Here is a 23,441-nt window from a genome sequence, read left to right as displayed (position 1 = left end):
GGGGAACGCCGCGATGAATGGCGAATACCACACCACGTCGCCCCTCGGCATCAGTTGGCGATGGCTCCTCCCGGCCCGTCTGGACGAGGAGGGCCTCAGCCAGAGCGTTCTCTACGCGATGATCGCCGGCGTGTTGGCTCTCATCTTCCTTTGCCTGGGAACGGCGTTCTTCAACCCGACGAACCTCGTCTCGGTTCTCCAGCAGACGCCGGAGTTCGCCCTCCTGTCCCTTGCCATGGGGCTGTCGATGGTGTCGGGCGGCATCGATCTGTCGATCATCGCCGTCGCCAACCTCGCCGGCATTTTCGCCGCCCGGCTGATGACCTCCGAGCCGGTGCTGGCCGCCCTCGGCCAGGACGCGGCGATCGCGCTGGCCTGTCTGGTGGCGCTCGGCGTCGGTGCCGGAGCCGGGCTGCTGAACGGCATCGTCATCGTCCGCTTCGGCATTCCGCCGCTGTTGACCACCCTCGGCTCGATGATGGTGTTCGCCGGCCTCGGCACCGGCCTGACCGGCGGCGCCGGTATCACGGGCATGCCCGAGGCCTACGTCAACGTCATGTCGTCCACCATCTTCGGCGTCATTCCCACGTCGTTCTGCCTGGTGCTCGTCATTTTCGTCGTCATCGCGTTCGTCGTGAACAGCTCGGTCTTCGGCAAGAGCCTGTATCTCTACGGCGAGAACAAGGTGGCTGCTCTGTTCGGCGGCCTAAGGCTCGAAGGCACCATCCTGATCTCCTACACCGTCTGCGGTGTCCTGGCATCGCTTGCCGGGCTGATCATGCTGGCTCGCTTCAACTCCATGAAGGTCGGCTTCGGCGACACCTTCCAATTGGAAGCCATTCTGGTGGCGGTACTGGCTGGCATGGATCCTGACGGCGGCCGTGGCCGACTGCTGAACATATTGCCGACGGTGTTGCTGCTGCAGTGCGTCGAGAACGCCTTCACCATCGCCAGCCTGTCGCCCTTTGCCAAGAAGATGATCTGGGGCGTCATGCTCCTGCTGTTCATGGCCCTGAACTTCTTCTTCCGCCGCATCGTCGTCCGGCATCTGACGGCCCTTGCGGTCAAGCGTCAGCGCGCCTCTTCAGCTCCTCCTCCGGCCGGAGCGGAGCGAGGACCGGCGGGATGACGCTTATGAAAAGAACACTTGGGTTGCATCTCGTTCAATCAGGCCGAACAGCGGCTGCTCCAGGCGCCGACGGCTCCTTCCGGGGCCTGATTTCCGGCTCGGGGTTCCAAGCCATTGACCCTTCGGCAAACTGTGGAACTGGAACATGACCACTCTCTATCGTGACGCCATTACCGATCTCGAGCGGGTATTCGAACGCCTGGACGACAAGCAAGTCGATCTCGCGGTCCGGAAGATTGCCTCGGCCAAGCGCATCGCGCTCTATGGCGTCGGCCGCGAGGGCTTGCAGATCAAGGGCTTCTGCATGCGCCTGTTCCATCTCGGCTGTCACGCCGCGATGGTCGGGGACATGACCACGCCGCCGGTGGGGAAGGGCGATCTCCTGATCGTCTCGGCAGGGCCGGGGTTCTTCTCCACCGTGGAGGCCTTGATGGGGGTCGCCAAGTCGGCGGGCGCCCAGACGCTGCTCATCACCGCTCAACCGGATGGCCGGTGCGCCAAGGCGGCCGATCTCGTTCTGACGCTTCCCGCCCAGACCATGGCCAACGACCATGGCGCCGCCGCCTCCGTGCTGCCGATGGGCTCGCTCTATGAAGGTGCGCAGTTTGTGCTGTTCGAGGTGATGATCCTGAAGCTGCGCGACCATCTCGGCGTTTCGCCGGAGGCTATGCGCGCCAATCACACCAATCTGGAATAGGCCGGTTCTGGAGTAGAGCGGTCCGGTCGTGCGGCTTGGGCCGACGAAACGATCCGTTCAACAGCGTGTTCGGATCTGACTGCTGCCGGCGTCCTGCTATCACATGGGAAGGCTGGCCCGAAAGATCTCGTTTCTCACCTCGTAGAGGCGAAGGTACACGCCGTAGTCGGCGTCGAGCTGGGCGGCGCGGGCTGCATTCCGCTCCACCAGTCTGGTTTTTGTCGACATCCTGGCGGTGGCGGCGCGCAAGGTCGGATAGTGACCGGCCGCCACTGCGGCAATCATTGCCGTCCCTGACAGCACCGGTTCGGGCGCCTCGCAGAGATGGAGTGCGCCATCGAAGCAGTCCGCGTAAAGCTGGACGAGCAGGGGGTTGTGCCTGTGCCCGCCGGACAGATGGATCGTGTCGATCGCATATCCGTGGGCATTGAGATGATCGACGACCTGCCGCATCTGCAGTGCGAGCCCACGGGCGGTGGCGTAGTAGCTTTCCAGGAATGACCGGTAGTCGAGCTCCTGTCCGAGACCGCTCATGATCGTCCGCACGCGGCTATCATTGAGCGGAGCGCGATTGCCGAGCCAGTCGGGGACCAGATGTTTCTGGGCCGCGAACTGCCGCCCTTCCTCGGCGAGCAGAGCCAGAATGTCGGCGGCGGCTTGGCGGTGAGTGTCGGCCGCCGGTTCGCCCGGACTGGCCGGATGCTGCCTCAGTACCGCATCGAGCGCGCCACCGGAGAAGCTTTGTCCACCTTCATGCATCCATAAGCCGGGAAAGACGGCATCACGGAACGGCCCCCAGACGCCGGCAATGAAGTGCGGATCGGCCGAGAACGCCATGAAGTTCGTGGAGGTTCCGCCCGTCATCAGCAGCGTGCGACCGATGATGGCGTCCAGATTGGCCCCGACGTTGCCGAGCACGCCGGCCTCGGCATCGATCGCCCCAACTCCGACCACCACGCCCTCGGGCAGGCCGAGCTGACGCGCCGCCGCGGTTGTCAGTCGGCCATGGACGTCGCCAAGGTCGCGCACCGCCCCCTCGACAAGATCCGGGCCGCCGTGCCCCCCAAGCCCGAGGGCCGCGAGCAGGTCCCGTTGCCAGGGGGCGTCCTCGGACGGCACGAAGGGCCATTTGCAGACGAGCGCCGATCTCGACCTGGCGTCCACCCCCGTGGCGCGACGGGCAAGCTCGTCGCAGACATCGCGAAAGCAGACCGTGCCGGTCCGGTCATCGGAGCGGTGACGCTCGTACCAGACGATTTTAGGCAGGTGGATTTCCGGGGAAATCGCTCCGCCGAAGAACCGAAGGTATGGGTGCCGCGTGGCGTTGATCTCGGCCGATTCCTGTTGAGCCCTATGATCCATCCATCCGAAGATATTCCCTTGCCCGTCGGCGATCGGTGATCCGGCATTGTCGACATACAGGGACGATGTCGCGTCGAAGGCGAGCCCGGTGACGGTGAGGTCGTGGGTGCGGGCCTGGGCGCCGCAGTCGGCCACGGTGGCGCAAACCGCCGCCCAGATTTCCTCCATCCGGTAGGTTGCCATGGCATTGCTGTGCTGGCCGAGCGCGATGTCGTGTCGGGCATGCGCCACCAGCGTTCCCGCGAGATCGAAAAGTCCGGCCCGAACCTGACGCGAACCGACGTCGACCGCGATCACTCCCTTCGGCATGGCTTCCCTCAGACTGAACGCAACAACAGATCTGCGCAGCGCTCGTCGGTCACCAGATGCTTGACATAGCCGGCGCGCAACACGGCCCTGATGATCGGCATCTTGTGAACGCCACCGGATGCAAGAATGGATTGGTGGACGCCCCTCAGGTCCTCGAGATCCAGCGCCATGAGCCGCTCGTTGAGGGGGTGCTTCACCGGCCGGCCGTTCTCGTCGATGAAAAGACCGAGCAGATCGCCAACGGCGCCCGCCGCCAGAAGCGACTCGAGGTGCTCGGATACCACGCGCGTACCCACGAGCTGGGAACGCGGGGACATGTCGCCGCAGGAGACGAAGGCGATGTCCATGTGCTGCTTGATGCGGGCCAGGACGTCGGCAATGCCGTAGTGGCCTTCGAGCAGAAGGCGGCTGTCGGCCGTCGGCAGGTAGATGGGGACGGCCAGATAGAAGCACTCCGACCCGAGGACCTTGGCGAACGCCGTGGCCAGCTCGAACGTCGTGGTTCCGAGCCCCTGCGTCATGCCGCCCATCAGGGTCGCCACCCAGCCCTTGGATTGGCTTCGCGGCGTTATGCGCGGCAAGGCGGAGGCGAGTGTGCGGCCCCAGCCGACGCCAAGCCTGGACCCGTCTTCGAGCAGCGAGTCCAGGAGCTCTCCGGCGGTTTCGCCAAGCACCCTTTGTTGCTCGTGGTCATCTTCCAGGTGAGGCACGACCCGGGCCGATTGCAGGCCAAACCGGCTTTCCAGCTTGTTTTCGAGCTCGATGCAGCCGACGAGGGGGAGTTTGATCTCGGTACGAACCGAACCCTCGGCCCGGAGTTGCCCGACGATACGGTTGACGCGCGTCCGCGTGATCTCGAACTTGCGCGCTATCTCTTGCTGCGTGAGGCCGCCGACAAAATAATACCAGGCGACACGCGCCCGCATGGCGTCCGTTTCCTGGATGTCGCGATCATTATCCCCCGGCCCTTCGTTGATCCGCCCCACGTCCAACCCCGCTCATTGCAGCTCCCGTGTGTCAGTGATCCCGCAAGGGAGCGGCCGTTTCAAGTCCGAAACATCTTCAATCGGACGAAACGCGCCGTCTTTCCGGCCTCGCGGCAGCCGAGCGGACGCAGACTGCATTCCGAAGCCGGACCGCACCGAGTTGCCACTTGGCTCGCGGGGCGTCTGCGATGCCGGAAGAGGTCGCGTCGCAGAACGGGAGAGCCGGAACTCCGCGCCGCAGGTGGCCCTTACCCGCAAATTGTTTGCGGATCTGCGTCAAAACATTGTATTTTGATAATTTTGCCGACGTTACTATAGTCAGGGCAATCAGCGTATTCGCTCAACACGGCACCCTGGATTTGCCCCGATGAAAACCCTCGACGCCCAACCTTTTTCTTTCAAATTCGACCTGAAGTCAACTGCTTTAATCATGATTGATATGCAGAGGGACTTCATTGAGCCGGGCGGCTTCGGAGAGATGCTTGGGAACGATGTGTCGTTGCTCCGCTCTGCGATCGCTCCTTGCAAGGCTGTGCTTGACGCTGCGCGCCGGTCCGGGCTTCTGGTTATCCATACCCGCGAGGGCCACCGTCCCGATCTCGCCGATCTGCATCCCGCCAAGCGGACGCGCGGCGGCAAGACCTTCATCGGCACCGATGGGCCAATGGGTCGCATCTTGGTCCGAGGGGAGAAGGGCCACGACTTCATTCCCGAGCTCTATCCGATCGAGGGTGAGCCGATCCTCGACAAGCCGGGCAAAGGCGCCTTCTACGAGACCGACCTGCACCTCATTCTCGAGGCGAACGGCATCCGGTCACTGATCCTCTGCGGCGTGACCACGGAGGTCTGCGTCAACACCACCGCGCGTGAGGCCAACGACCGTGGCTATGAGGTGCTGGTGGTCGAAGACGCCGTCGCTTCCTACTTCCCCGAGTTCCATCGTGTCGCTCTCGAGATGATCCGAGCGCAGGGCGCAATTGTCGGTTGGGTAGCCCGATCGGCGGCCGTTTCCAGCGCTCTCGCCGGGTGACGCCATCATGCTGCTGCCGGGCTTGTCGCTCGGCTCCTCCTGGCCGGCTTCGGTCGACGGGCGGATCGGCCCCGTTTTCCGACGGGTCTGTAACGTGGAAGTGGACGACGGCACCCTTCTGGTGCTGACGACGGCCGACCTACCGCATCTTCCACGCGCCCTGAAGCTGCGCGTCTCCGTGCCGCTCGATCAACTGTTCCAGCCGGGTACCGCCTTCCATCTGTCCGGTGGGCTTTGGCGCTGCGGAGGAGTGAGCGGAACATTTCTCGAAGCCTCTGTCTGGCAGCCGCCTCCGATCGGCGAAAGGGTGTCGGACGACCGACGGCGGGCTCGGGTCGAGGCGGCTTCCGCCCACCTTGAGACCTATCTTGACCGGTGGCCGCAAAAGCGCCTGCCGCCCGAGGTGGAAACCCTTGCGACGCGTCTCGGCTTGGCGCTGACAGGAGGAAATGTCGATGGGCTCAAGCGCGCGGCGACCACCCTCGTCGGCCTCGGGCAGGGCCTGACGCCATCGGGCGACGACCTGCTGGTCGGCTGTCTCGCCTGGCTGTCTCGCCGACCGGAAGCGCGCGCTTGGCGCGACGGCCTCGCCGAGGCGCTTCGGCCCCGTCTCGCGACCACGACGCCGGTGAGCCGCCACTATTTGCGCGAGGCGCTGGCGGGGCGTTTCTCGGAGCCGATGGCGTTGCTTGCCGATGCTCTCGACGCCCCATGCCCGGTCTTGCCGGTCTGGAAGGCCGTCGAGGCGGCCCTTGTGATCGGCGCAAGCTCCGGCGCCGACGGAATTGCCGGGCTGCTTGCCGCAGCCCGATCGGACTTCAACAGATCAACCGGATCGGACCATGGCTCTATTCAGTAAACGCTACCCGAACCTCTACAAGGACTCGGTGTCCCTGATGCAGATCTCGGCCGTGCTCGGTCGAACGCAAGGCATCGGCGAGGTGACCGTCGCCATGGCAACGGAAGCCAATCTGGCGCGCATGCGAGAGGCGGGTCTCGCCCTCGATATGGCGCCTTCACCGGGCGATCTCGTCATCGCGCTGACCGCCGCCGACGAGGCTGTCGCAGAAGCTGCCCTTGCAGCCGCGGACGCGGCGCTAAGCCCCAAGGGCGACGACGGCAGCAGTGACGGCATGCGCCCCTTGCCGCTCAAAAGCATCGGCATGGCGGTCGAGCGTCACCCAGGGTCCAACCTGGCGCTGATTTCCGTTCCGGGGCGCTATGCCGCGGCAGAGGCCCGGAAGGCTCTGGCTGCCGGGCTCAACGTCATGATGTTCAGCGACAACGTGGCCGAGCCCGACGAAATCGACCTCAAGCGGTTGGCGGAAGCGAACGATCGCCTGCTCATGGGCCCCGATTGCGGCACGGCGATCATCAACGGAATGCCGCTCGGTTTTGCGAACGTCGTCCGCCGAGGCCCCGTCGGCGTGGTCGCAGCGTCCGGCACCGGCCTTCAGGAAGTGACCTGCGCGCTCCACCATCTCGGTACCGGGATCTCCCAGGCGATCGGTACTGGCGGTCGGGATCTGCATGCCGGGGTCGATGGCCGCACCATGCGGCAGGCGATCCGCATGCTGGCCGACGACCCGGAGACCAGCCTGATCGTGCTGATTTCCAAGCCTCCCGAGCCAGCCGTTGCCAGGAAGGTCCTGGATGCGGCGCGGACCTGCGGCAAGCCGGTCGTCGTTCATTTCCTCGGCGAGACGGCCGGAGCAACCGACCACGGCGTGGTCCGCGCTCACAGTCTGCGGCATGCGGCCGAGGTCGCCGGTGCCCTTCTGGCCGGCGAAACGCCGCCCGCACCGGCCGCGCTGTCCCCAGACCTCAAGACGGCGGCCGCTGCCGCAGCCCGGAGCCTTGCTCCCTGTCAACGGTGGGTACGCGGCGTCTTTGCCGGCGGCACATTCTGCTATGAGGCGCAACTGATCCTCCTCGCCAGCGGCAATGCCTGCGAGTCGAACGCGCCGGCTCCCGGTGCCACGCCTCTGGTCGAGCTCGCCCGAGGTCACGGCAACAGTCTCGTCGACATGGGCGACGACGCCTTCACCGAAGGGCGTCCCCATCCGATGATCGACCCGTCGCTGCGGGACGCACGCCTCCTCGCCGAAGCCGCCGATCCGGAGACCGCCGTCCTGCTGTTCGACGTCGTTCTCGGTCACGGCGCCGATGCCGATCCTGGGCGCGGTCTTCTCGGTATCGTCGAAGGAGCGAGGGCGGCCGCCCGGTCCGAAGGGCGCGAGCTCGCCATCATCGCCCACGTCTGCGGCACGGAACTCGATCCTCAACCGCGCGCGCCGCTTGTCGCCGCGCTGGAGGCCGCCGGCGTCCTTGTCGCCAGTTCCAACGCAGAGGCGGCCAACCTCGCCGCCCATGTCGTCGCTTGCATTCGGGAAGAACAACAATGAACCAGCTCTTCGCAGAACCGCTGGAGGTGATCGGCCTCGGTCTATCGGGCTTTTCCGAAACCCTCGCCGCCGCCGGATGCGCCGTCCACCACGTCGACTGGACACCGCCCGGACGTGGGGACAGCGAGGTTGGTGCCGTCCTTGCGCGCCTCATGTCCGATCCCCGCGTCGATATCGCCAACGCCAAGGCGCTCGCCGCCTATCTCGATGCGCAGCCGGTGCTCGTTGCCGTTCGGCAGGCCCGTGACGCCATCGCCGGCCTCGCCGAAGGGCGTCGCCTGCTGCATGCCGGCCCGCCCATCGCTTGGGCCGACATGTGCGGCCCGGTGCAGGGAGCCATCGCCGGCGCCATCGTCTTCGAGGGCTGGGCCGCGTCGGTCGAGGAAGCGGTCGCCATGGCCGCGCGGGGCGACATCGCGCTCGATCCTTGCCACCATCATGGCGCCGTCGGCCCCATGGCCGGCGTCATCTCGCCATCCATGCCGGTGTTCGTGGTCGAAAATCGCAGCGGCGGCAATCGCGCTTTCTCCAACCTCAACGAGGGTCTTGGCAAGGTGCTGCGCTTCGGCGCCAACGGACCGGAGGTTCTGGAGCGGCTGACCTTCATGCGCGACAGCCTGGCTCCGGCGCTCTCGGCCGCGCTCGATGCAACCGGGCCGATCGAGCTGAAGCCGCTGATGGCCCAGGCGCTGCACATGGGCGACGAGATTCACAATCGCAACGTGGCTGCCTCGGGGTTGCTGATCCGCCGTCTTGCGCCGGCTCTCGCCCGCCTCCCGGCCGGGGCGGACGCACTCGCCTTCATCGCGGCCAACGACCACTTCTTCCTCAATCTGTCGATGGCGGCCTGCAAGGCCATGCTCGACGCCGCGGCCGGCGTGCCGGGATCGTCGATGGTGACGGTGATGGCGCGCAACGGCGTCAACTTCGGTATTCGTCTCTCGGGAACCGGAGACCGCTGGTTCGAAGCGCCGGCCAACCCGGTCGAAGGACTGTTCTTCCCCGGTTACGGCGTCGAGGACGCGGCTGCCGATCTCGGCGACAGCGCGATCACCGAGACCGCCGGCGTCGGTGGATTTGCCATGGCCGCCTCGCCGGCCATCGTCAAGTTCGTGGGCGGCTCCCCGGCCGACGCGCTCGCCCATAGCCGGGCCATGCAGGCGATCACTCTGACCCGTCATCCGGCCTTCACCCTGCCGGCTCTCGATTTTGCCGGCTCGGGGGCGGGTATCGATGCCCGGCTTGTGGTCGACCGCAACATGCTTCCGGTGATCAACACCGGCATTGCTCACCGTCGCGCCGGTATCGGTCAGATCGGTGCCGGCATCACGACTGCGCCGCTCGTCGCGTTCATCGACGCGCTCACCGCCCTTGCGACCGATCTGGAGAGAACGCCATGACCCAACGCCGCATCGCCGTGGTTGCCGTCGGCGGCAACGCCCTCATCCGCTCGCGCGAAACCAGTGGGCTGGGCGACCAGCATCGGGCGGTGATCGCCACGGCCGATCATGTCGTCGACCTGATCGCCGCCGGCTGGTCGGTGGTGGTCACCCATGGCAACGGGCCGCAGGTGGGCTTCATCCTGCGCCGGTCGGAGATCGCCGAAGGTGAGGTGCCGGCCGTCGGTCTGCCCTACGCCGTTGGCGATACCCAGGGCGCGATCGGCTTCATGTTCCAGAACGCGCTCGGCAACGCCATGCGCCGGCGCGGGCTCGACCGTCCGGTGGTCGCATTGGTGACGCAGACCGTGGTGGATCGTGGCGACCCCGCCTTTGCCGCTCCCGACAAGCCGATCGGCGCCCACATGGACCGCGAGATGGCCGAGCGCCTTGCCACCCAACTGGGTTGGAGCGTCGCGGAGGATTCAGGCCGCGGTTGGCGTCGCGTCGTCGCCTCTCCGGCGCCGCGCGAGATCGTCGAGGCGCCGCTGGTCGAGCGCCTCGTTCGCGAGGGCGTGGTGGTGATCGCCTGCGGAGGCGGCGGCATTGCCGTTGCGCGCAATGCCGACGGCAGCCTCGACGCCATCGACGCCGTCATCGACAAGGACCGGACCTCGGCGCTGCTCGCTGCAAGTCTGGACGCGGAGATGCTGCTGATCCCGACCGGCGTCGAGCGCGTCGCGGTGCATTTCGGCACCCCGTCCGAGCGCTGGCTCGATCGGATGACCGTCGCCGAGGCGCGCGCCTTTCTGGCCGAAGGCCATTTCGGTGCCGGCAGCATGGCGCCGAAGATCGAAACCATGCTCGCCTATCTCGATCGCTGTCCCGACGGCACCGGCCTCATCACGACGCCCGAGGCCATGGGGCGTGCCGTGGCCGGAGAGGCAGGCACCCGCTTCGTCCGCTGAGCTCCCCTTCGAGATGCGAACAGCGACAACACCCACCACCCCCGCTCACGACCCGAACCGGTCGCACCAACGATAAAGAGGAGAACAACCGATGCCGAACGAAACCGTGCTGCTCGCTGTCAACGGCACGCTCATGCGAGGACTGGAACTCAATCCCAACATGATCGCGGCTGGTGCCAGTTTTGTCGCCGAAGCCAATACCGCCCCCTGCTACCGGGCGTGGTCGATCGGCGACCGTCATCCGGGCATGGTCCGAACCCGCGAACCGTCGGGTACCGTCGCTCTGGAGCTCTGGGCGGTGCCGCCCGAGGGCCTGGCGAGCATCCTGATGCGCGAGCCGGCCGGGCTCTGCGTCGGCAAGGTTCTGCTCGATGACGGCCGCGAGGTTCTCGGCGTGCTGGCCGAGCCATGGCTCACCGAGGGTGAGCGCGAGATTACCGAATACGGTGGCTGGCGTGCATACGCGGCCACGCTTTCGTGAGACCGGGAGATCAGGTCATGACTGCCTTGAAGTCCACTGCCTTCACCCCGAAACTGTGGGTCGACGGCGACTTGAATGCCTTCTTCGGATTGTTCACCAACGTGCTGCTGAACGTGCTGGTGCTGTCCGGTCTATCCCTCTACGTCGCCCAGATCCCGGCCGAGACGGTTTACGGCCGCATCCTGCCGGCGCTCGGCATCGCGCTGCCGCTCGGCAATCTTTTCTATGCCTGGCTCGCCTACCGTCTCGCTCGCCGCGAGGGGCGTGACACCGTCACGGCTCTGCCCTACGGGCCGAGCGTGCCACATATGTTCATCGTCGTCTTCGTCGTGATGCTGCCGGCCTATCTCGTCAGCAAGGACTGGATGCTGGCCTGGAAGCTTGGCCTCATCTGGGCGATGATCGTCGGCATCATCGTGCTTGCCGGCGTGTTTGTCGGCCCGGCCATCCGCAAGTATACGCCGCGCGCCGCCATGCTCGGCACATTGGCCGGCATCGCCATCGCCTTCATCGCCATGCGACCGGCCTACCAGATGTTCGAGGGCGCCTGGATCGGCCTTGTCTGCTTCGCCATCATCCTGCTCAACTGGGTCGGCGGTGTCCGCCTGCCGTTCGGAATTCCCGGCGGTCTCGCGGTCGTGCTGGTCGGCTCCGCTCTCGGTTGGGGCGCGGTCGCTCTCGGTCAGAGTGATCTGATGCAACCGGCCGCCGTCATGGCCGCCACGTCCAACTTCTCGCTCCATCTGCCGAGCTTCAGCGGTGACGTGTTCTCCGTGCCGTCGGCCATGGTCTGGCCGCTTCTGGTCACGGCCATCCCGCTTGGCATCTTCAACTTCACGGAGATCCTCAACAACGTCGAGTCGGCGGCAGCCGGCGGCGATCACTTCAACCTCCGGGCCGTTCTGACCGCCGATGGCCTCGGCGCCATTGTCGGCGCTCTGCTCGGCTCGCCCTTCCCGCCGGCCGTCTACATCGGTCATCCCGGCTGGAAGGCGATGGGTGGGCGCATCGGCTACTCGCTGGCGACCGGCGTCTCCATCGCCCTGATGTGCTTCCTCGGCCTGACCGCCTTGCTGCTGTCGCTGATCCCGCTGGTCGCCATCGTCCCGATCCTGCTGTTCATCGGCCTCGTCATCGGTGCCCAGGCCTTCCAGGTGACGCCCAAGCGCCATGCTCCGGCCATCATCCTCGCCCTGGTGCCGAACATCGCCGAGTGGGCCAAGAGTCAGGTGGATGGTGCTCTTTCCGCTGCCGGAGCCGTTGCTCGTCCGCTGCCGCCCGAAGTGGTGTCGGGCATGGAGCAGAACGGCGTGCTCTATCATGGGATGACCATCACTGGAGGCGGCGCCGTGCTGGCTGGCCTTCTGATGGGAGCCATCGCCGCCTTCATCATCGATCGCCGCTTCAACTGGGCCAGCGTCTACGCGGCGGCGGCAACGGTGCTGTCCTTCTTCGGACTGATCCATAGCGGACAGATGGCCTTCAACGCCTCCCCGACGGTGACGCTCGGTTACGGCCTGACGGCCGTTGTCCTGGCGGTCCTCGCCGTCCGCCAGAGAAGCGAGGACGGAAAGTGGGACTGGTCGCCGATTGCCGGCCAGGAAGGCGGAGAAGCCTGACCACCATTCCCTGAAGAAGATGTGCCGTCGGCTCGGCGTTGTCCGGTCCGGCGGCTCACCTATGCCAAGGCGCCGCTGCGCATGAGTGGCCCTTGCCGGGGCCTCGTCCTATTGCGGGCTGCCGATCATGGCGGCCCGAAGAGCCGGATCGGCCAGCTTCTCAAGCCACCAGCCGTGGCAGGGGCCGCCGCGGGCCCGGTGCCAGGCAATGAACATCGGCGTCGGCGGTTTTGGGTTTTCCACCTGCTTGCCGACAAGTTCACCGGTCGCAAGATACGGTGCTGCGAACTGGCTGGGCAGGAAGCCTATGCCGATACCTGCCAGATGCATGCGGATCTTGTGCTGATAGTCCGGCGCCACCATCGCCTTCTGCCCGTGCAGTTGCCAGGCCACCTTCGGTTCGAGCCGGATCGACGTGTCGGCAATGCAGATCGCCGGATAAGGCCGCAACCGCTCGGTGGCGATCGGCTCCTCCTCGGACGCGATCGGGTGATCGGGGCTGATGGCGAACACCCAGGTCACCTCGCCCTGTTCGCGGGCAACGATATCCGCGCCGCTGACGACCTCGTTTGGAGCGCCGATGGCGATGTCGGCGCGTTTGTTGACCAGCGAGTCCCAGACGCCGTTGTGCACGTCCGTTGTGAGGCGTATCTCCGTTTGCGGAAACAGACGCTCGCTCTCGGCAAGGATCGGGAGCAACGGCCTGAGACTGACGATGTTGTTGACCGAAAGTCGCAACTCCGCCTCGAAGCCCTTGCCGATGCGCTGGGTGGCCTCGCGCATGGCCACCAGTTCCTCGAGAACCATCTCCGAGCGCTTCAGAAAATAGATTCCTGCTTCGGTCGGCTGGAGCTGTTTGCCCTGGCGCTCGAACAGCGGCACGCCGACCGCATCCTCAAGCTTGTGAATGGTATAGCTTACGGCATTCGGCACCTTGTTGAGCCGTTGGGCCGCCCCCGCGAACGAGCCGCAGCGCGCGGTGAGAATGAAGGCGTTGAGCTCATCGGCACTGAACAGCATGGAGACGCGCCTCGGTCGATACGGGGAGGAGCCGGCTCACGGTGGCCCGCAGCAGCCAAGGCTTTCCCTCATCCTGTCTCTGCGGCGTCGGAAGGGCAAGCCTTTGGGCGTCTTGCCCGGAATCTGACGTATGCCCGTAGCCTCGGGCTTGATCCCGCCGCACGGAAACCGATGAGGATCGTGTCCTCGAACCGACCGCTTGCAGGCGCCGCCGTCGCGAGCAAGCGCGCAGCGCCGGACGTTCCGAAGTTCATTGTGTGGTGCGCGAGGTGCTCTTGGAAACGCGATGTCCCAACCGCAGAACCGTTCTTCTCACGGTCGCGCTGGTGCACGTCTGCCCGCAGGAATGAAACAGTCTCCGCCTACGGTTTCTCTTTCAAGCGGACCTGGCATCCTTTGACGTTTCATGCTCCGCCAGTTGCCCTCCAGCGTCGTTCGACGCGCCGGATTTTGGCGATTCCATTGGCCGGGAGGCCGACGTTGAATTCTATCGTAGCCTGGATGCCGAGTCGTGCGAAAAGCCGTCCAACTGCTCCGCAAACCCCTGGACCCAGATCCGAGATCGGTTCGGGCAGTGAAAGGGTCAATCGGTCGAGCCCGACCTGTACCAGCCTGAAGTCGGTGATGCGTCCATCGCAATCCAGGATGACGTTGCGCAGGATGTCGGGAGTGACGTCGACAAGCCGGTCGCCGTCGATCGCCGGCAGCGACAGGATGTCGTCCGCCCGCCCGACGATCTCGGCGAGGGCGCGCAAGGGGGAACCGCAAGGGCATGGTCTCTTTCGCAGGCGCAGGAGATCGTTCATCCGGTAGCGCGCCATGATCTGAGTGGTGCGAGTGAAGTCGGTGATGACGGGAGAGACCAGTCCATCGCTGCCGACGGGTTCGAGTTCGAAATGCAGGGCGTCCTCGACGAGATGGATGGTCCCGTGCTCGCAGGCGACACCAAGCAGCCCCTCGGTGGCCATATAGATCTCGCGAACAGGCACCCCAAAGCCCCGCTCGATGATCGCTCGGTCGGGTGTGTCCAGCACCTCGGCACCGGAAAACAGGCGCCTGATTCCGGCGGGCGGGCTGCGCTCGGCCAGCCAGCGCAGGACCTTGGGCGGCGCGATCAGGATGTCCGGCTTCCAGTCGCCTATTGCCGGGGCGAGCGCTTCGAGGCCCGCCTTGAGATCGAAGAAGCGGAGAGACAGGCGCGGTGCGCGGTTGGTCGCGCCGTAGAGGGCCGAGACCTGCGGCAGAACCAGGGCGATTCTGGCGCCTTCGAAAGGGTAGCGCGGCAGAGCCTTGGCGAGCAGAACGCCGAGCCATTCGTAGCGCTCGGCGTCGGAAATCACGTAAAGTCCGCGGTTGCCGCTGGTGCCGGTGCTGGCTCCGACGTGGAAGCCGGCCGGAGCCCGCTCCTCGCCGGCGAAGATGCGCCATCCGGTTTCCCCGTCGATGCCCGCGCGGTTGAAGGCGCCGAAATCTGCCATCAGAACCGATTTGTCGACGACGGGGAGATCCTCCAGCTGGCGGACGTCGAAACGGGAATAGAAGGGTATGCCTGGCAGGGCCTCCGCCATCCATCGAGCGATCCGCCGGTTCTGCCAGCGTTCCAGGTCGGTGCGCGTGTGAAGCGTGGACGCCAGTCGGCGGGTTCGCCACCAGGCGCGGACCAGTCGTGCGATGGGCCAGCCTCGATCCTTCATGCTTTTCCCCTGGGAGAACGGGTGGGGTTGGGCGACGGATCGTGGCAGAGAACCACCTCGCCGCCCGCCTCGGCGAAGGCGCGGAGGCGGGCCATGGTCGCAAGCGAGGTCGTCCTGTCATGGGCGACGAGGCGTGTGGCGAGATAGGGCGCGCGGTCTTCCGCGATGGCCTGCCAGAGCCATTGGGCGTCGACGCCATAGAGGAGTGGCGGATCGAGGTCTGGCCAGAGAAGGCCGAAATGGCCGGGCGCATGTCCGGTGAGCGGCAGCGCGAGCAACGATCCGTCGCCGAGGACGTCGTGGCCCTCGCCGAGGTCAAACGGCAAGATTCGTCGAGGCAGGTCCTCGATGAAGGATATCCGAGACCGGAAATCCGCCGGCATGAGTTCGTCGAAGATGCCGGAGCCGAGCCGACCCAGTCGGCCGAGACGCGACACCTCCTGCCATGCCTCGGCCGAAACCAGGAAATGCGCCGCTGGCAGGTCCTTCAGTCCGTCGATATGATCGGCATGGAAATGGGTGACGATGGCGAGCCGCACGTCGCCGGGCGTGAAGCCGAGCCGAGCGAGACGCGCCGCCATCAGGTCATCCGGACTGAGGCGCGGGCGCAGGACGCGGCCGTAGAGCTTGAGCGGCAACGATCGTTCGGGCGAAACGCAACTGCGCCCTCCGTAGCCGGTATCGACCAGGATCGGCGCTGTTCCTGGGCGCGCCCAGATCCCGTAGCGGACGGCAAGGTCGAGCCTCTGCCAGCCGCCACCGGCAAGCACCAGCCACCTCCAGACCCTGACCGTCGCGCTGACCGGAAAGATCGGGCGATTCATCTCTTTTCCCCCGCGCCGAGTGTCCGTTCCAGCCCGTCCTTGAACAGCACTTGCGGGACGAACCCCAGGAGGGCCTGCGCCTTCGACGTGTCGAGCGTCTGGCTGAAGGCGAAAGCGGTCAACCCGTGAACGGTCACCGCGGGCTCGGGCATGCCGGGCGTGAGCCGCGCCAGCGCTTCGAACAGGCGGGCGAGCGCAAGCGCCACGGTCCATGGCACGCGGCGCCAGGAAATCTCGAGGCCAACGCGCTCGGCCACGCGCTCGACGACTTCGGTCAGCCGCAGGACCTCGCTGCCGGCCACGTTGAAGATCTCTCCGCCGGCCTCCGGACCGGCTCTGCCGGCGGCGAGGATCGCGTCGACCGCGTCGTCGACATGGGTCAGGTTGGTGAGCGCCTCGCCGCCGCGCAGAAGCGGCAGCCTTCCTCCTTGGGCGGCGCGGAGCAATCGGGGAAGAAGCGCCGTGTCGCCCGGTCCGTACATGGCGCGGGGGCGCAAGACGATCGGCGACAGATCCGCGTTGCCGAGGACGATCGTCTCGGCCCTTGCCTTGCTGTCCGCATAGGGCGTTAGCGGTTGTGGCAGCGGCGCCGTTTCCGGAAGGTCGAACTGGTCGCAAAACCGGGCATATACCGACGGTGACGAGATGAAGATGAAACGGCGGACGTTCGCGCGGCGGGCCAACTCCAATGCCATGCGCGTCCCGGTGACGTTGGCGGAGAGAAAATCCCGACGCCGGCCGAAAGCCGACGACAGCCCTCCGGCATGAACGAACAGATCGGCCGATCCGAAGGCACGCAGGGCATCGCCGCCGCCGGGTGTGGTCAGGTCAAGGGGGAAGAAGCTGATGCCGCGTTCGGTCAGCCACCGCCCACGTTCGGGATTGCGGCCGATGCCGGCAACCTCCCAGCCCTCCGCCTTGAACCGAAGGGCAAGTCTCGATCCGAGAAATCCGGTTGCTCCGGTAACGATGGCGCGCATGTCCGCCTCACGCGATCAGGGCAAGGCCGCCGAGGGAAATACCGGCGGACGTTCCAAGAAGAAGAACCTTCGCACCCGAGTGCAGATGTCCGGCGATACGAGCCTCATGAAGGGCCGAGGGCAACGACGCCGCGATCTGGTTACCCTGCCGGGCAATGATGTCGATGATCTGCTCCTGGCGAAAACCGCATCGCTTTATCAGATGATGCAGCGCTCCAGGGCTCGCCTGATGGGGGACGACGACGTTGACATCCTCGCGGTGCCAGTCGCATTCGCCGAGCAGGCGATCGAGAAAGCCATCGAACTGCTCCAGCGTTCGGCGGAACAGCGCCTTGCCGTCCATGCGAAACAAGGAATGACGGGCAAACTCCGCCCGTTGACGGTTGAAGTCGAACCGCGTGCCGCCAGCAGCAAGCTCGCAATCCTCGTAACCCGAAGGATAGGTCTCCAGCCGCGCGGCGACGATCCCCTGGTTTCCTGCGCCCGTCCCCACGATGGCGGCGGCGGCGCCGTCGCCGAACAGCGCCGCGACCTCGGGGCGTTCGTCCCACGGCAGACCGCGCGAGGCGACTTCGGCCGACACGATCAGGCCCCGGCGATACCGTCCGAGGGCGATGTGGGAGGCCAGCATGTCGAGAGCGGTCACGAAGCTGAGGCAGGTGGAATTGACGTCGAAGGCCGCGCATCGCCCCTCTGGGATGCCGAGCCGACGCTGGATCAGCGGAGCCGTCGCCGGGATCGGCTGATAGGGCACGGCAGCGGCGGCGACGACCACGTCGATCTCCTCGGCGAGGCATCCGGCGGCGGCCAAGGCCTGGTTCGCGGCAGCGACTGCCAGGTCGATCTGGCTTTCATCCTCGCAGAAATAGCGATCGATCACGCCGATGCGCTGCTTCGTCCATCCGGCCCGCTTGCCCGCGCGGGCATCGACGTCTGCGGCTGTCACCTTGCTGCGTGGCAGAACAGCGCCGGTTCCCAGAATCGCCATGCCTCTGATCGCGGTCATTGGCTTTGTCCTCCAAAGGATCACCCGAAGCGAGGGACCCCGGTATCCGAGTCGATCGGTTGACGACCGGTCATCGCGCGATTTGTCCGCCCGGCACTCGGTTGTCGCTTCAATGCACTCGTATCGTCAGCCGGAGAACAGGAAAGACCGATTCTCCGATACGAACCGACGATTTCAAGCGGCCGGTGCCGCACCACGCGGGCGACGGCGGCGGATCCGACCGTGCCGGAGGCGGGAAGCGGTAGGGATTCGACCGTCGGAATGTGTCTCCTCGGTGGGGGGGCGGCGGCATGGCGGTTGCCGCGGGATCTTGATCGGGGTTCGGCGGCCGGTGCGTTGACGACGGCGGGGGAGGCCATCTCTCCGGTAGGCTTGGCGATCCGGACTTCATGATGGGACGATCCTATGTTGTGAACGTCGTTCAAACTCTGTATAGCATTGGCATGAACGTCGTTCAATCCTCATTTGAACGGCGTTCAAATTGAGGTCGAGCAAGGTGAACCACTCGTGCCGCTCTCCTTGACCGCAGCGGCCCGGCGCGAGACCTTGCCAGCCAGGTCAGTCTGCGCCGACGTCGTGCACAATCGGATCGATAGGAGATTCAATGGATTTCTTTCAGAATCTCAATTTCTCGTCGTCGAACGAAGACGGCGAAACCGAACTCGCCGCCCTTGCCGGGGCAGGGCGCATCCTGTGCCTGACCGGCTCGGGTACGAGGCCTCTGGATCTGCTGATGTCCGATGCCGAGGAGATCGTCGCACTCGACGTGAATCCGGCGCAGAACGCCCTGCTGGCGCTGAAGGTCGCTGCCATCGAAAGCTTCGAGCGCGACGAGTTCCTGGCGTTTCTCGGCGTGTCGCCAAGTGCGACCCGAGGCACAGCGTATGATCGGCTCCGCCACTGCCTTTCTCCCGCCGTGCGGGGCTATTGGGATCGCCGCCGCGCCCTCGTTGAAGCGGGTGTCTGGTACGCCGGAAAGTGGGAAAAGCTACTGCGCTGGAACGCTCGGTTTCTCAGACTCTTTCGCGGCAGGGCGCTCGACGCCCTGCTCGCCGCACCGGACGTCGAAGAGCAGGCCGGTCTGTGGGGGCAGAAGTTCGGCGATAACCGACTGCGCGCCGTCATCAAGTTGATCGGCCGCGACTGGATCTGGCGGTGGGTCGTGCGGGAGCCCGGCGGCGCGTTTCTTCCCCCGCCTCGGGATGTCGCCAGACGTTTGGCATCCGACTTCATGCGGGCATCTCGTTCCTTTCTGTTCCGCGACAGCGACTTCGCCATACTGATTTTTCGTGGTGCTCATCAGGCGGACGGCGCGCTTCCCGTTCATCTCAGGCCGGAAAACTACCAGAGGATCCGCGAAAGGCTATCGCGGCTGCGGATCGTCGAAGGTGGCCTCGCCGATCTTGGCGAACTCGACGTTGGCGCCATCGACGGCTTCTCGCTATCTGATTTCGGTTCCTATTGCGGAACCGATTTGTACTCTTCCTGCTGGAAGGGCGTCCTCGACGCCGCCGCGCCAGGAGCGAAATTTTGCGAGCGCATCTTCATGAACGACATGGAGCTTCCGTTCGCAGAAATAGAAGAAGACCGCTCCCTGTCCAAGGCCCTGTCGGAAACCGACAAGGCGATCATCTACCGGATCCGTGTCGGCACCATTACGGGAAAGGCTTGATGCCGATGGAGGTGCGCAGGCAGATCGCGCTTCACAACAGGCCGGAACGAGCTCTGAACGGGATACATTTCGGAAGCAACGTCAGCCTCTACCGGAAGAAGATCAATCTTCCATCGCGCTCGCAAGACTGAAACTCGGCATAACGGAGATCGATGACGGCACTGGGCTCGTCACCTTCATGACCTGCGATCTCGGATACAGCGGTCTCGAACGAAGAACCCTACAGACTATCGACAACCCGCTCGGCACGAGGTTGTCACCCATGTCTTAGGTACAGACGCTCACCCTTTTCTCAGGGCCGGGCAAAGGGGAGTGGCGCACCCGACAGGATTCGAACCTGTGACCTCTGCCTTCGGAGGGCAGCACTCTATCCAGCTGAGCTACGGGTGCGTAGGCGTCAACGTGAGACGCGAAACACGGTTCGTATAGCCGAGTTCGCAGACAAGGCAAAGGAAAAATCGTGCGGACGATGAGGCTCCCATCGCCGTGAACGCCGCCCGTTTTCGCCGCCGCCGCATGCAAAAATGGCGCCGGACGGATCCGGCGCCATTCTCAGAACCAGGGGTGACTTGAGATCACTTGCCGACCGGAACCTCGACGAAGGTGTCATCGGCCGGCTCGTAGTACCGAATGACCGAGGTGGCCTTGGCGGCGACGGCGTCATGCGTGGCGAGAACCGGCGTGCCGGAAACCTTGACCGTCGTGAAGGTATCATCGGCCGGCTCGTACACCGAGATCGTCTGGGTGTAACGGGAGCCATCTTCGCTAGCGGCGGCGGGAGCGTTCAGCGTGCCGGCGACGAAAGTGCCGTCGGACGGCTCAAAGTAGGTGCGCTCGGCAGCCGAGGCAAGGCTCGGGAGGGCGATGGCGGCGACAGCAACGGCGGCGATAGCGAAGGTTTTCATTTCCATACTCCATGTATTCGATAGCGTCGGGAGGTCTTGAGGATGTCTTATCCAGCCCAGTCATTCATCTCGCTTCGATGAATATGATATAGAACCGGCTTGATCACGGAAAAAGGGTGCATGGGGTCAATAGGACAGGACGGATTCCGTGAAGTGTTTTCACGAGCCCGTGTTAAGTCCGTGTGCTGATGGGAAATTTACCGCGACCCGTGAGCACGTTCGCGTGATAGGCCTTGAAGTTGAGGCCCGGATTCGGCCCAAAACGCGATTTGGCGCCCACTTTCGGGCTAGAAGCTGCACGCAAGCCGACGAGAGCCGTCACCTATGGATACACTTTTCTTGGTGGATGGTTCCGCGACTATGAGGCGCTTTGTGGGCGCCCATCGCACGGCAAGGCGCTTGCCAGCTTTTGGCTCCAGACAGTGGGTGTTTTCCGGCATCAGGCCCGCAGGTCCTATGAGCGTACGGAGGTAACGGGCAACGGGGGCCACGATGTCACCATCAATGTCGCCAGGCGATAAAGCCATCCGATCGCCTCGACGAGCGCAAGAACGACTCGGTCGCCGTCAACGTTGGCGGACAGTCATCTTTAGGGGGGAAATGGTACAGCTGGCTGGGCTTGAACCAGCGACCTTCGGAGCCACAATCCGACGCTCTAGCCAACTGAGCTACAGCTGCACATGACGGCGCGGAACCTAGTTGGATCGTTCCGGCAATGCAAGCCCCCGCCGGCCACTTTTTTGCGGTCGTGGCTTCCGCCTGAGGAGAACAGGCGGAAGCGGGCCCAGGACGTCAGGCGGCGACGACGGCGCCGAGGAATGCATCGATGGTCGAGCGCAGCTGATCCGCCTCGTCGGCCACTTCCCGCGAGTCCCGATCGAGCTTCTGCGCAGCGGTTTCGGTCTCGCGAGCGGTGGTCAGAACGGCGCCGACGTTGGTCGCCACCCTCTGCGAACCGGCGGCCGCGGCGTTGACCGAACGACTGATGTCGTCGGTGGCGGCTCCCTGCTCCTCGACCGCAGCGGCAATGGCGCCGGTATAGCGGTCGACCTCCTGCATGGTGGCGCTGATGGCCTGTATGGCCTCCACGGCGTCGGCAGTGGCTTCCTGGATGTTGTCGACCTGTGCCGCGATTTCCTCGGTCGCCTTGGCGGTCTGCCCGGCCAAGTTCTTCACTTCGGAGGCGACGACGGCGAATCCCTTGCCTGCTTCACCGGCGCGTGCGGCCTCGATGGTTGCATTGAGAGCCAGAAGATTGGTCTGTTCGGCGATCGCCTTGATCAGCGTGACCACCTCACCGATCTTGGTCGCACCGGCAGCAAGCCGGTTGATCTTGGTGTCGGCGTCGCGGGTTCCGCGCGCCGCCTCTGCGACGATGACGCCGGTGCGCTGTATCTGGCCGGAAATCTCGCCGATCGATGCCGCAAGCTCCTCGGTCGCCGACGCGACGGCCTGCACGTTGTCGGTCGCATCGCACGAGGCATTGGAGGCGGCGCCCGCGTCCTGCACGGTCCGTACCGCGCCGGCGCCCAGCGAACCGGCCGCCGCGAGCAGGTCCTCGACAGTCGTGTTCACTGCGCCGAGCGCCGTCCGGGTGGATGAGCGGAAATCGTCGATCAGCCTCTCGACGCGCTCCTGCCGCGCGGCCCGCTCGGCCGCTTCCGAGCTTTTGTCTTTCTCCAGTGCGATGCGGGAGAGGGCGCTGTTCTTGAGGATGACGACGGCGCGGGCGATGGTTCCCACCTCGTTGCCGTGGGCGGCGTAGGGAATCTCATCGGCGAGATCGTCGCGGGAGATGCGCTCCATCAGGCCGGAGAGATGGGTCACGGGGTGGATAAGACGCGCCACCAGCCAGGATGCGGCGACGGACATCAGTGCCGCCAGCAACAAGCCGAGCAACGACACCTTCAGGACCAGCCCATCCTTCGTGGCGGCGACGGTGGCTTCCGGAATGCCGGCGAACAATATGCCGATCACCTGACCCGCCCCATTCTTGATCGGCGTGTAGATGGTGAGATAGGGTGCCCCGAGGATGGCGGCCTCCCCCGTATAGGTCCGCCCCGCCTTGATGGCCGCGTAGGCCGGCGAGGTCTTTCCGAGGTCGGTCCCCACAGCGCGGCTTCCATCGGTCTTCTTGATCGATGTCGTCACGCGCGTGAAGTCATCCTTGGCGGCATCGTAAGCAAAGACAGTGGCGGCGGCGCCTGCGGTGCGCGTGAGATTGTCAATGAGATCGTGGTTCTGGAAAGGCGGAATGGCGGGCATCTCGATATGATCGACGGCATCCCCCGACCATGCGATCGTCGTATCGGCGATATCCTTCTGCATCAGAAGGGCGCCCGTTCGGATGGCAATCGTTTGCTTTTCGAGCGCTTGGCGCGCGGCATCGGCCGATAGCGTCGTGTAGACGACGGATAGCAGCAAGCACACCGTCAGCGTAATGAATATCGCTACGGCTGCGCCGATCACCTTCCACAACTTGACTCGATTGAGAAACATTTTCCGCATCTTCAGTAAAAATCCATTGTCGAAATGATTGCACCGGCAATGGTGAACCGGGACTTAAGGCTGCAGTTTCTTACGTCCTCTCCAATCTCAGCATTAATCTGGACTTTCAGTCTGCTCTTGTTGTGTATCGACCGTGTCAAAACACCGGTCCTGGCAAACGATAGGCTTTCCAGAAGACATGGTTGCCGTTGAGTCGCGTCGACGGTTTCATTCTCTCTCGGCAAGGCCAGTATGGATGATCGGCCGAGCGAACCCGTTGAGCCGCAAGTCTCGCGAAAGGTTTTGCCTTCACAAAGAGTTGGAGTTCCGGCTCTCGCCATCTTCGTTCCGCCGGGCCTTGTTGGGGGAAACGACGGGTTATGTAGATTTAACCGTTTGTTAACGCTATTTTTTCTTTCTTGACCGACGAACTCGCCCAGTAAGGGAAATAAACGTTTTCCGCGCTTATCTGTTGCATCATGCGGGTA

At 64.8% G+C, this 23,441-nt stretch carries 19 protein-coding genes, 2 tRNA genes and 1 pseudogene; 11 read left to right on the top strand and 11 right to left on the bottom strand.

The annotated features are described in order from the left end of the window. Window positions 1-13: 13 nt before the first annotated feature. On the top strand, window positions 14-1,129 hold the full coding sequence (locus tag QQZ18_RS12835; protein WP_284541316.1) for an ABC transporter permease: 1,116 nt from the start codon (window positions 14-16) through the stop codon (window positions 1,127-1,129). A gap of 145 nt (window positions 1,130-1,274) precedes the next feature. Next, complete coding sequence (locus QQZ18_RS12830; RefSeq protein WP_284541315.1) at window positions 1,275-1,826, top strand: SIS domain-containing protein; 552 nt, start codon at window positions 1,275-1,277, stop codon at window positions 1,824-1,826. 99 nt (window positions 1,827-1,925) lie between these two features. On the opposite strand, the gene QQZ18_RS12825 is transcribed toward QQZ18_RS12830, so the two are convergent. Both QQZ18_RS12825 and QQZ18_RS12820 read right to left on the bottom strand, forming a co-directional pair. Continuing rightward, window positions 1,926-3,497 (bottom strand): FGGY-family carbohydrate kinase, encoded by a 1,572-nt coding sequence (locus tag QQZ18_RS12825; RefSeq protein ID WP_284541314.1) that lies wholly within the window; start codon window positions 3,495-3,497, stop codon window positions 1,926-1,928. An 8-nt stretch (window positions 3,498-3,505) separates the two neighbouring features. Then, window positions 3,506-4,483, bottom strand: coding sequence for a sugar-binding transcriptional regulator (locus tag QQZ18_RS12820; RefSeq protein ID WP_284541313.1), 978 nt, complete (start codon window positions 4,481-4,483; stop codon window positions 3,506-3,508). A gap of 367 nt (window positions 4,484-4,850) precedes the next feature. Between QQZ18_RS12820 and QQZ18_RS12815 the strand changes: the two genes are divergently transcribed. The 7 genes from QQZ18_RS12815 to QQZ18_RS12785 all read left to right on the top strand — a co-directional run bounded on the left by QQZ18_RS12815 (window position 4,851) and on the right by QQZ18_RS12785 (window position 12,365). Further along, window positions 4,851-5,513: a cysteine hydrolase family protein gene (locus tag QQZ18_RS12815; protein WP_284541312.1), complete on the top strand. Its 663-nt coding sequence runs from the start codon at window positions 4,851-4,853 to the stop codon at window positions 5,511-5,513. 7 nt (window positions 5,514-5,520) lie between these two features. Further along, on the top strand, window positions 5,521-6,372 hold the full coding sequence (locus tag QQZ18_RS12810; RefSeq protein ID WP_284541311.1) for a DUF2877 domain-containing protein: 852 nt from the start codon (window positions 5,521-5,523) through the stop codon (window positions 6,370-6,372). Beyond that, window positions 6,356-7,918, top strand: coding sequence for an acyl-CoA synthetase FdrA (gene fdrA, locus QQZ18_RS12805; protein WP_284541310.1), 1,563 nt, complete (start codon window positions 6,356-6,358; stop codon window positions 7,916-7,918). Before QQZ18_RS12810 ends, fdrA begins: the two co-directional genes overlap by 17 nt. Then, window positions 7,915-9,318, top strand: coding sequence for a DUF1116 domain-containing protein (locus QQZ18_RS12800; protein ID WP_284541309.1), 1,404 nt, complete (start codon window positions 7,915-7,917; stop codon window positions 9,316-9,318). Before fdrA ends, QQZ18_RS12800 begins: the two co-directional genes overlap by 4 nt. Then, window positions 9,315-10,265 carry a carbamate kinase gene (locus tag QQZ18_RS12795; RefSeq protein WP_284541308.1) on the top strand — a complete coding sequence of 317 codons (951 nt, stop codon included), beginning with the start codon at window positions 9,315-9,317 and terminating at the stop codon, window positions 10,263-10,265. The genes QQZ18_RS12800 and QQZ18_RS12795 overlap by 4 nt, the downstream gene beginning before the upstream one ends. A gap of 91 nt (window positions 10,266-10,356) precedes the next feature. Continuing rightward, window positions 10,357-10,746, top strand: coding sequence for an allophanate hydrolase-related protein (locus tag QQZ18_RS12790; protein WP_284541307.1), 390 nt, complete (start codon window positions 10,357-10,359; stop codon window positions 10,744-10,746). Window positions 10,747-10,763: 17 nt separating this feature from the next. Further along, entirely contained in the window at window positions 10,764-12,365 is a 1,602-nt protein-coding gene (locus QQZ18_RS12785) for a regulator (RefSeq protein ID WP_284541306.1), read from the top strand. Window positions 12,366-12,473: 108 nt separating this feature from the next. On the opposite strand, the gene QQZ18_RS12780 is transcribed toward QQZ18_RS12785, so the two are convergent. The 5 genes from QQZ18_RS12780 to QQZ18_RS12760 form a co-directional block, all read right to left on the bottom strand. Next, window positions 12,474-13,385 carry a LysR substrate-binding domain-containing protein gene (locus QQZ18_RS12780; protein ID WP_284541305.1) on the bottom strand — a complete coding sequence of 304 codons (912 nt, stop codon included), beginning with the start codon at window positions 13,383-13,385 and terminating at the stop codon, window positions 12,474-12,476. A gap of 404 nt (window positions 13,386-13,789) precedes the next feature. Further along, entirely contained in the window at window positions 13,790-15,079 is a 1,290-nt protein-coding gene (locus QQZ18_RS12775) for a F390 synthetase-related protein (protein WP_284541304.1), read from the bottom strand. Beyond that, a complete protein-coding gene (locus QQZ18_RS12770; RefSeq protein ID WP_284541303.1) occupies window positions 15,076-15,903 on the bottom strand; it encodes an MBL fold metallo-hydrolase in 828 nt (275 codons plus the stop codon). Before QQZ18_RS12770 ends, QQZ18_RS12775 begins: the two co-directional genes overlap by 4 nt. Beyond that, the gene (locus tag QQZ18_RS12765; RefSeq protein WP_284541302.1) at window positions 15,900-16,883 is read right to left on the bottom strand and encodes an NAD-dependent epimerase/dehydratase family protein; all 984 of its coding nucleotides are present in this window, start codon (window positions 16,881-16,883) and stop codon (window positions 15,900-15,902) included. The genes QQZ18_RS12770 and QQZ18_RS12765 overlap by 4 nt, the downstream gene beginning before the upstream one ends. Before the next feature lie 7 nt (window positions 16,884-16,890). After that, a complete protein-coding gene (locus QQZ18_RS12760) occupies window positions 16,891-17,889 on the bottom strand; it encodes a 3-oxoacyl-[acyl-carrier-protein] synthase III C-terminal domain-containing protein (protein WP_284541301.1) in 999 nt (332 codons plus the stop codon). Between the two features lie 604 nt (window positions 17,890-18,493). Here QQZ18_RS12760 and QQZ18_RS12755 point away from each other — a divergent pair. Both QQZ18_RS12755 and QQZ18_RS23825 read left to right on the top strand, forming a co-directional pair. Beyond that, window positions 18,494-19,561, top strand: coding sequence for a DUF3419 family protein (locus QQZ18_RS12755; RefSeq protein WP_284541300.1), 1,068 nt, complete (start codon window positions 18,494-18,496; stop codon window positions 19,559-19,561). 80 nt (window positions 19,562-19,641) lie between these two features. Next, window positions 19,642-19,832: pseudogene (locus QQZ18_RS23825) on the top strand (IS481 family transposase); the annotation flags it as partial. Window positions 19,833-19,874: 42 nt separating this feature from the next. Here the strand turns inward: QQZ18_RS23825 and QQZ18_RS12750 are convergent. The 4 genes from QQZ18_RS12750 to QQZ18_RS12735 all read right to left on the bottom strand — a co-directional run bounded on the left by QQZ18_RS12750 (window position 19,875) and on the right by QQZ18_RS12735 (window position 22,965). Further along, window positions 19,875-19,951, bottom strand: a tRNA-Arg gene (locus tag QQZ18_RS12750). Window positions 19,952-20,136: 185 nt separating this feature from the next. Further along, entirely contained in the window at window positions 20,137-20,466 is a 330-nt protein-coding gene (locus QQZ18_RS12745) for a hypothetical protein (protein ID WP_284541299.1), read from the bottom strand. A 601-nt stretch (window positions 20,467-21,067) separates the two neighbouring features. Beyond that, window positions 21,068-21,144: transfer RNA gene (locus QQZ18_RS12740), tRNA-His, on the bottom strand. Between the two features lie 114 nt (window positions 21,145-21,258). Then, entirely contained in the window at window positions 21,259-22,965 is a 1,707-nt protein-coding gene (locus QQZ18_RS12735; protein WP_284541298.1) for a methyl-accepting chemotaxis protein, read from the bottom strand. Window positions 22,966-23,441 lie beyond the last annotated feature (476 nt).

The sequence above is a fragment of the Pleomorphomonas sp. T1.2MG-36 genome (genome assembly GCF_950100655.1).
In the GTDB taxonomy this organism is placed as follows: domain Bacteria; phylum Pseudomonadota; class Alphaproteobacteria; order Rhizobiales; family Pleomorphomonadaceae; genus Pleomorphomonas.
The sequence above is the reverse complement of the archived record's forward strand: the minus strand, read 5'-3'. Positions and strand labels throughout refer to the sequence as shown.

Excerpts from the sequence above, each read along its gene's own strand:
- QQZ18_RS12835 (WP_284541316.1), top strand. The coding sequence starts at position 14 with ATGAATGGCGAATACCACACCACGTCGCCCCTCGGCATCAGTTGGCGA.
- QQZ18_RS12830 (WP_284541315.1), top strand. The coding sequence starts at position 1,275 with ATGACCACTCTCTATCGTGACGCCATTACCGATCTCGAGCGGGTATTC.
- QQZ18_RS12825 (WP_284541314.1), bottom strand. The coding sequence starts at position 3,497 with ATGCCGAAGGGAGTGATCGCGGTCGACGTCGGTTCGCGTCAGGTTCGG.
- QQZ18_RS12815 (WP_284541312.1), top strand. The coding sequence starts at position 4,851 with ATGAAAACCCTCGACGCCCAACCTTTTTCTTTCAAATTCGACCTGAAG.
- QQZ18_RS12810 (WP_284541311.1), top strand. The coding sequence starts at position 5,521 with ATGCTGCTGCCGGGCTTGTCGCTCGGCTCCTCCTGGCCGGCTTCGGTC.
- fdrA (WP_284541310.1), top strand. The coding sequence starts at position 6,356 with ATGGCTCTATTCAGTAAACGCTACCCGAACCTCTACAAGGACTCGGTG.
- QQZ18_RS12800 (WP_284541309.1), top strand. The coding sequence starts at position 7,915 with ATGAACCAGCTCTTCGCAGAACCGCTGGAGGTGATCGGCCTCGGTCTA.
- QQZ18_RS12795 (WP_284541308.1), top strand. The coding sequence starts at position 9,315 with ATGACCCAACGCCGCATCGCCGTGGTTGCCGTCGGCGGCAACGCCCTC.
- QQZ18_RS12790 (WP_284541307.1), top strand. The coding sequence starts at position 10,357 with ATGCCGAACGAAACCGTGCTGCTCGCTGTCAACGGCACGCTCATGCGA.
- QQZ18_RS12785 (WP_284541306.1), top strand. The coding sequence starts at position 10,764 with ATGACTGCCTTGAAGTCCACTGCCTTCACCCCGAAACTGTGGGTCGAC.
- QQZ18_RS12780 (WP_284541305.1), bottom strand. The coding sequence starts at position 13,385 with ATGCTGTTCAGTGCCGATGAGCTCAACGCCTTCATTCTCACCGCGCGC.
- QQZ18_RS12775 (WP_284541304.1), bottom strand. The coding sequence starts at position 15,079 with ATGAAGGATCGAGGCTGGCCCATCGCACGACTGGTCCGCGCCTGGTGG.
- QQZ18_RS12770 (WP_284541303.1), bottom strand. The coding sequence starts at position 15,903 with ATGAATCGCCCGATCTTTCCGGTCAGCGCGACGGTCAGGGTCTGGAGG.
- QQZ18_RS12765 (WP_284541302.1), bottom strand. The coding sequence starts at position 16,883 with ATGCGCGCCATCGTTACCGGAGCAACCGGATTTCTCGGATCGAGACTT.
- QQZ18_RS12760 (WP_284541301.1), bottom strand. The coding sequence starts at position 17,889 with ATGACCGCGATCAGAGGCATGGCGATTCTGGGAACCGGCGCTGTTCTG.
- QQZ18_RS12755 (WP_284541300.1), top strand. The coding sequence starts at position 18,494 with ATGGATTTCTTTCAGAATCTCAATTTCTCGTCGTCGAACGAAGACGGC.
- QQZ18_RS12745 (WP_284541299.1), bottom strand. The coding sequence starts at position 20,466 with ATGAAAACCTTCGCTATCGCCGCCGTTGCTGTCGCCGCCATCGCCCTC.
- QQZ18_RS12735 (WP_284541298.1), bottom strand. The coding sequence starts at position 22,965 with ATGTTTCTCAATCGAGTCAAGTTGTGGAAGGTGATCGGCGCAGCCGTA.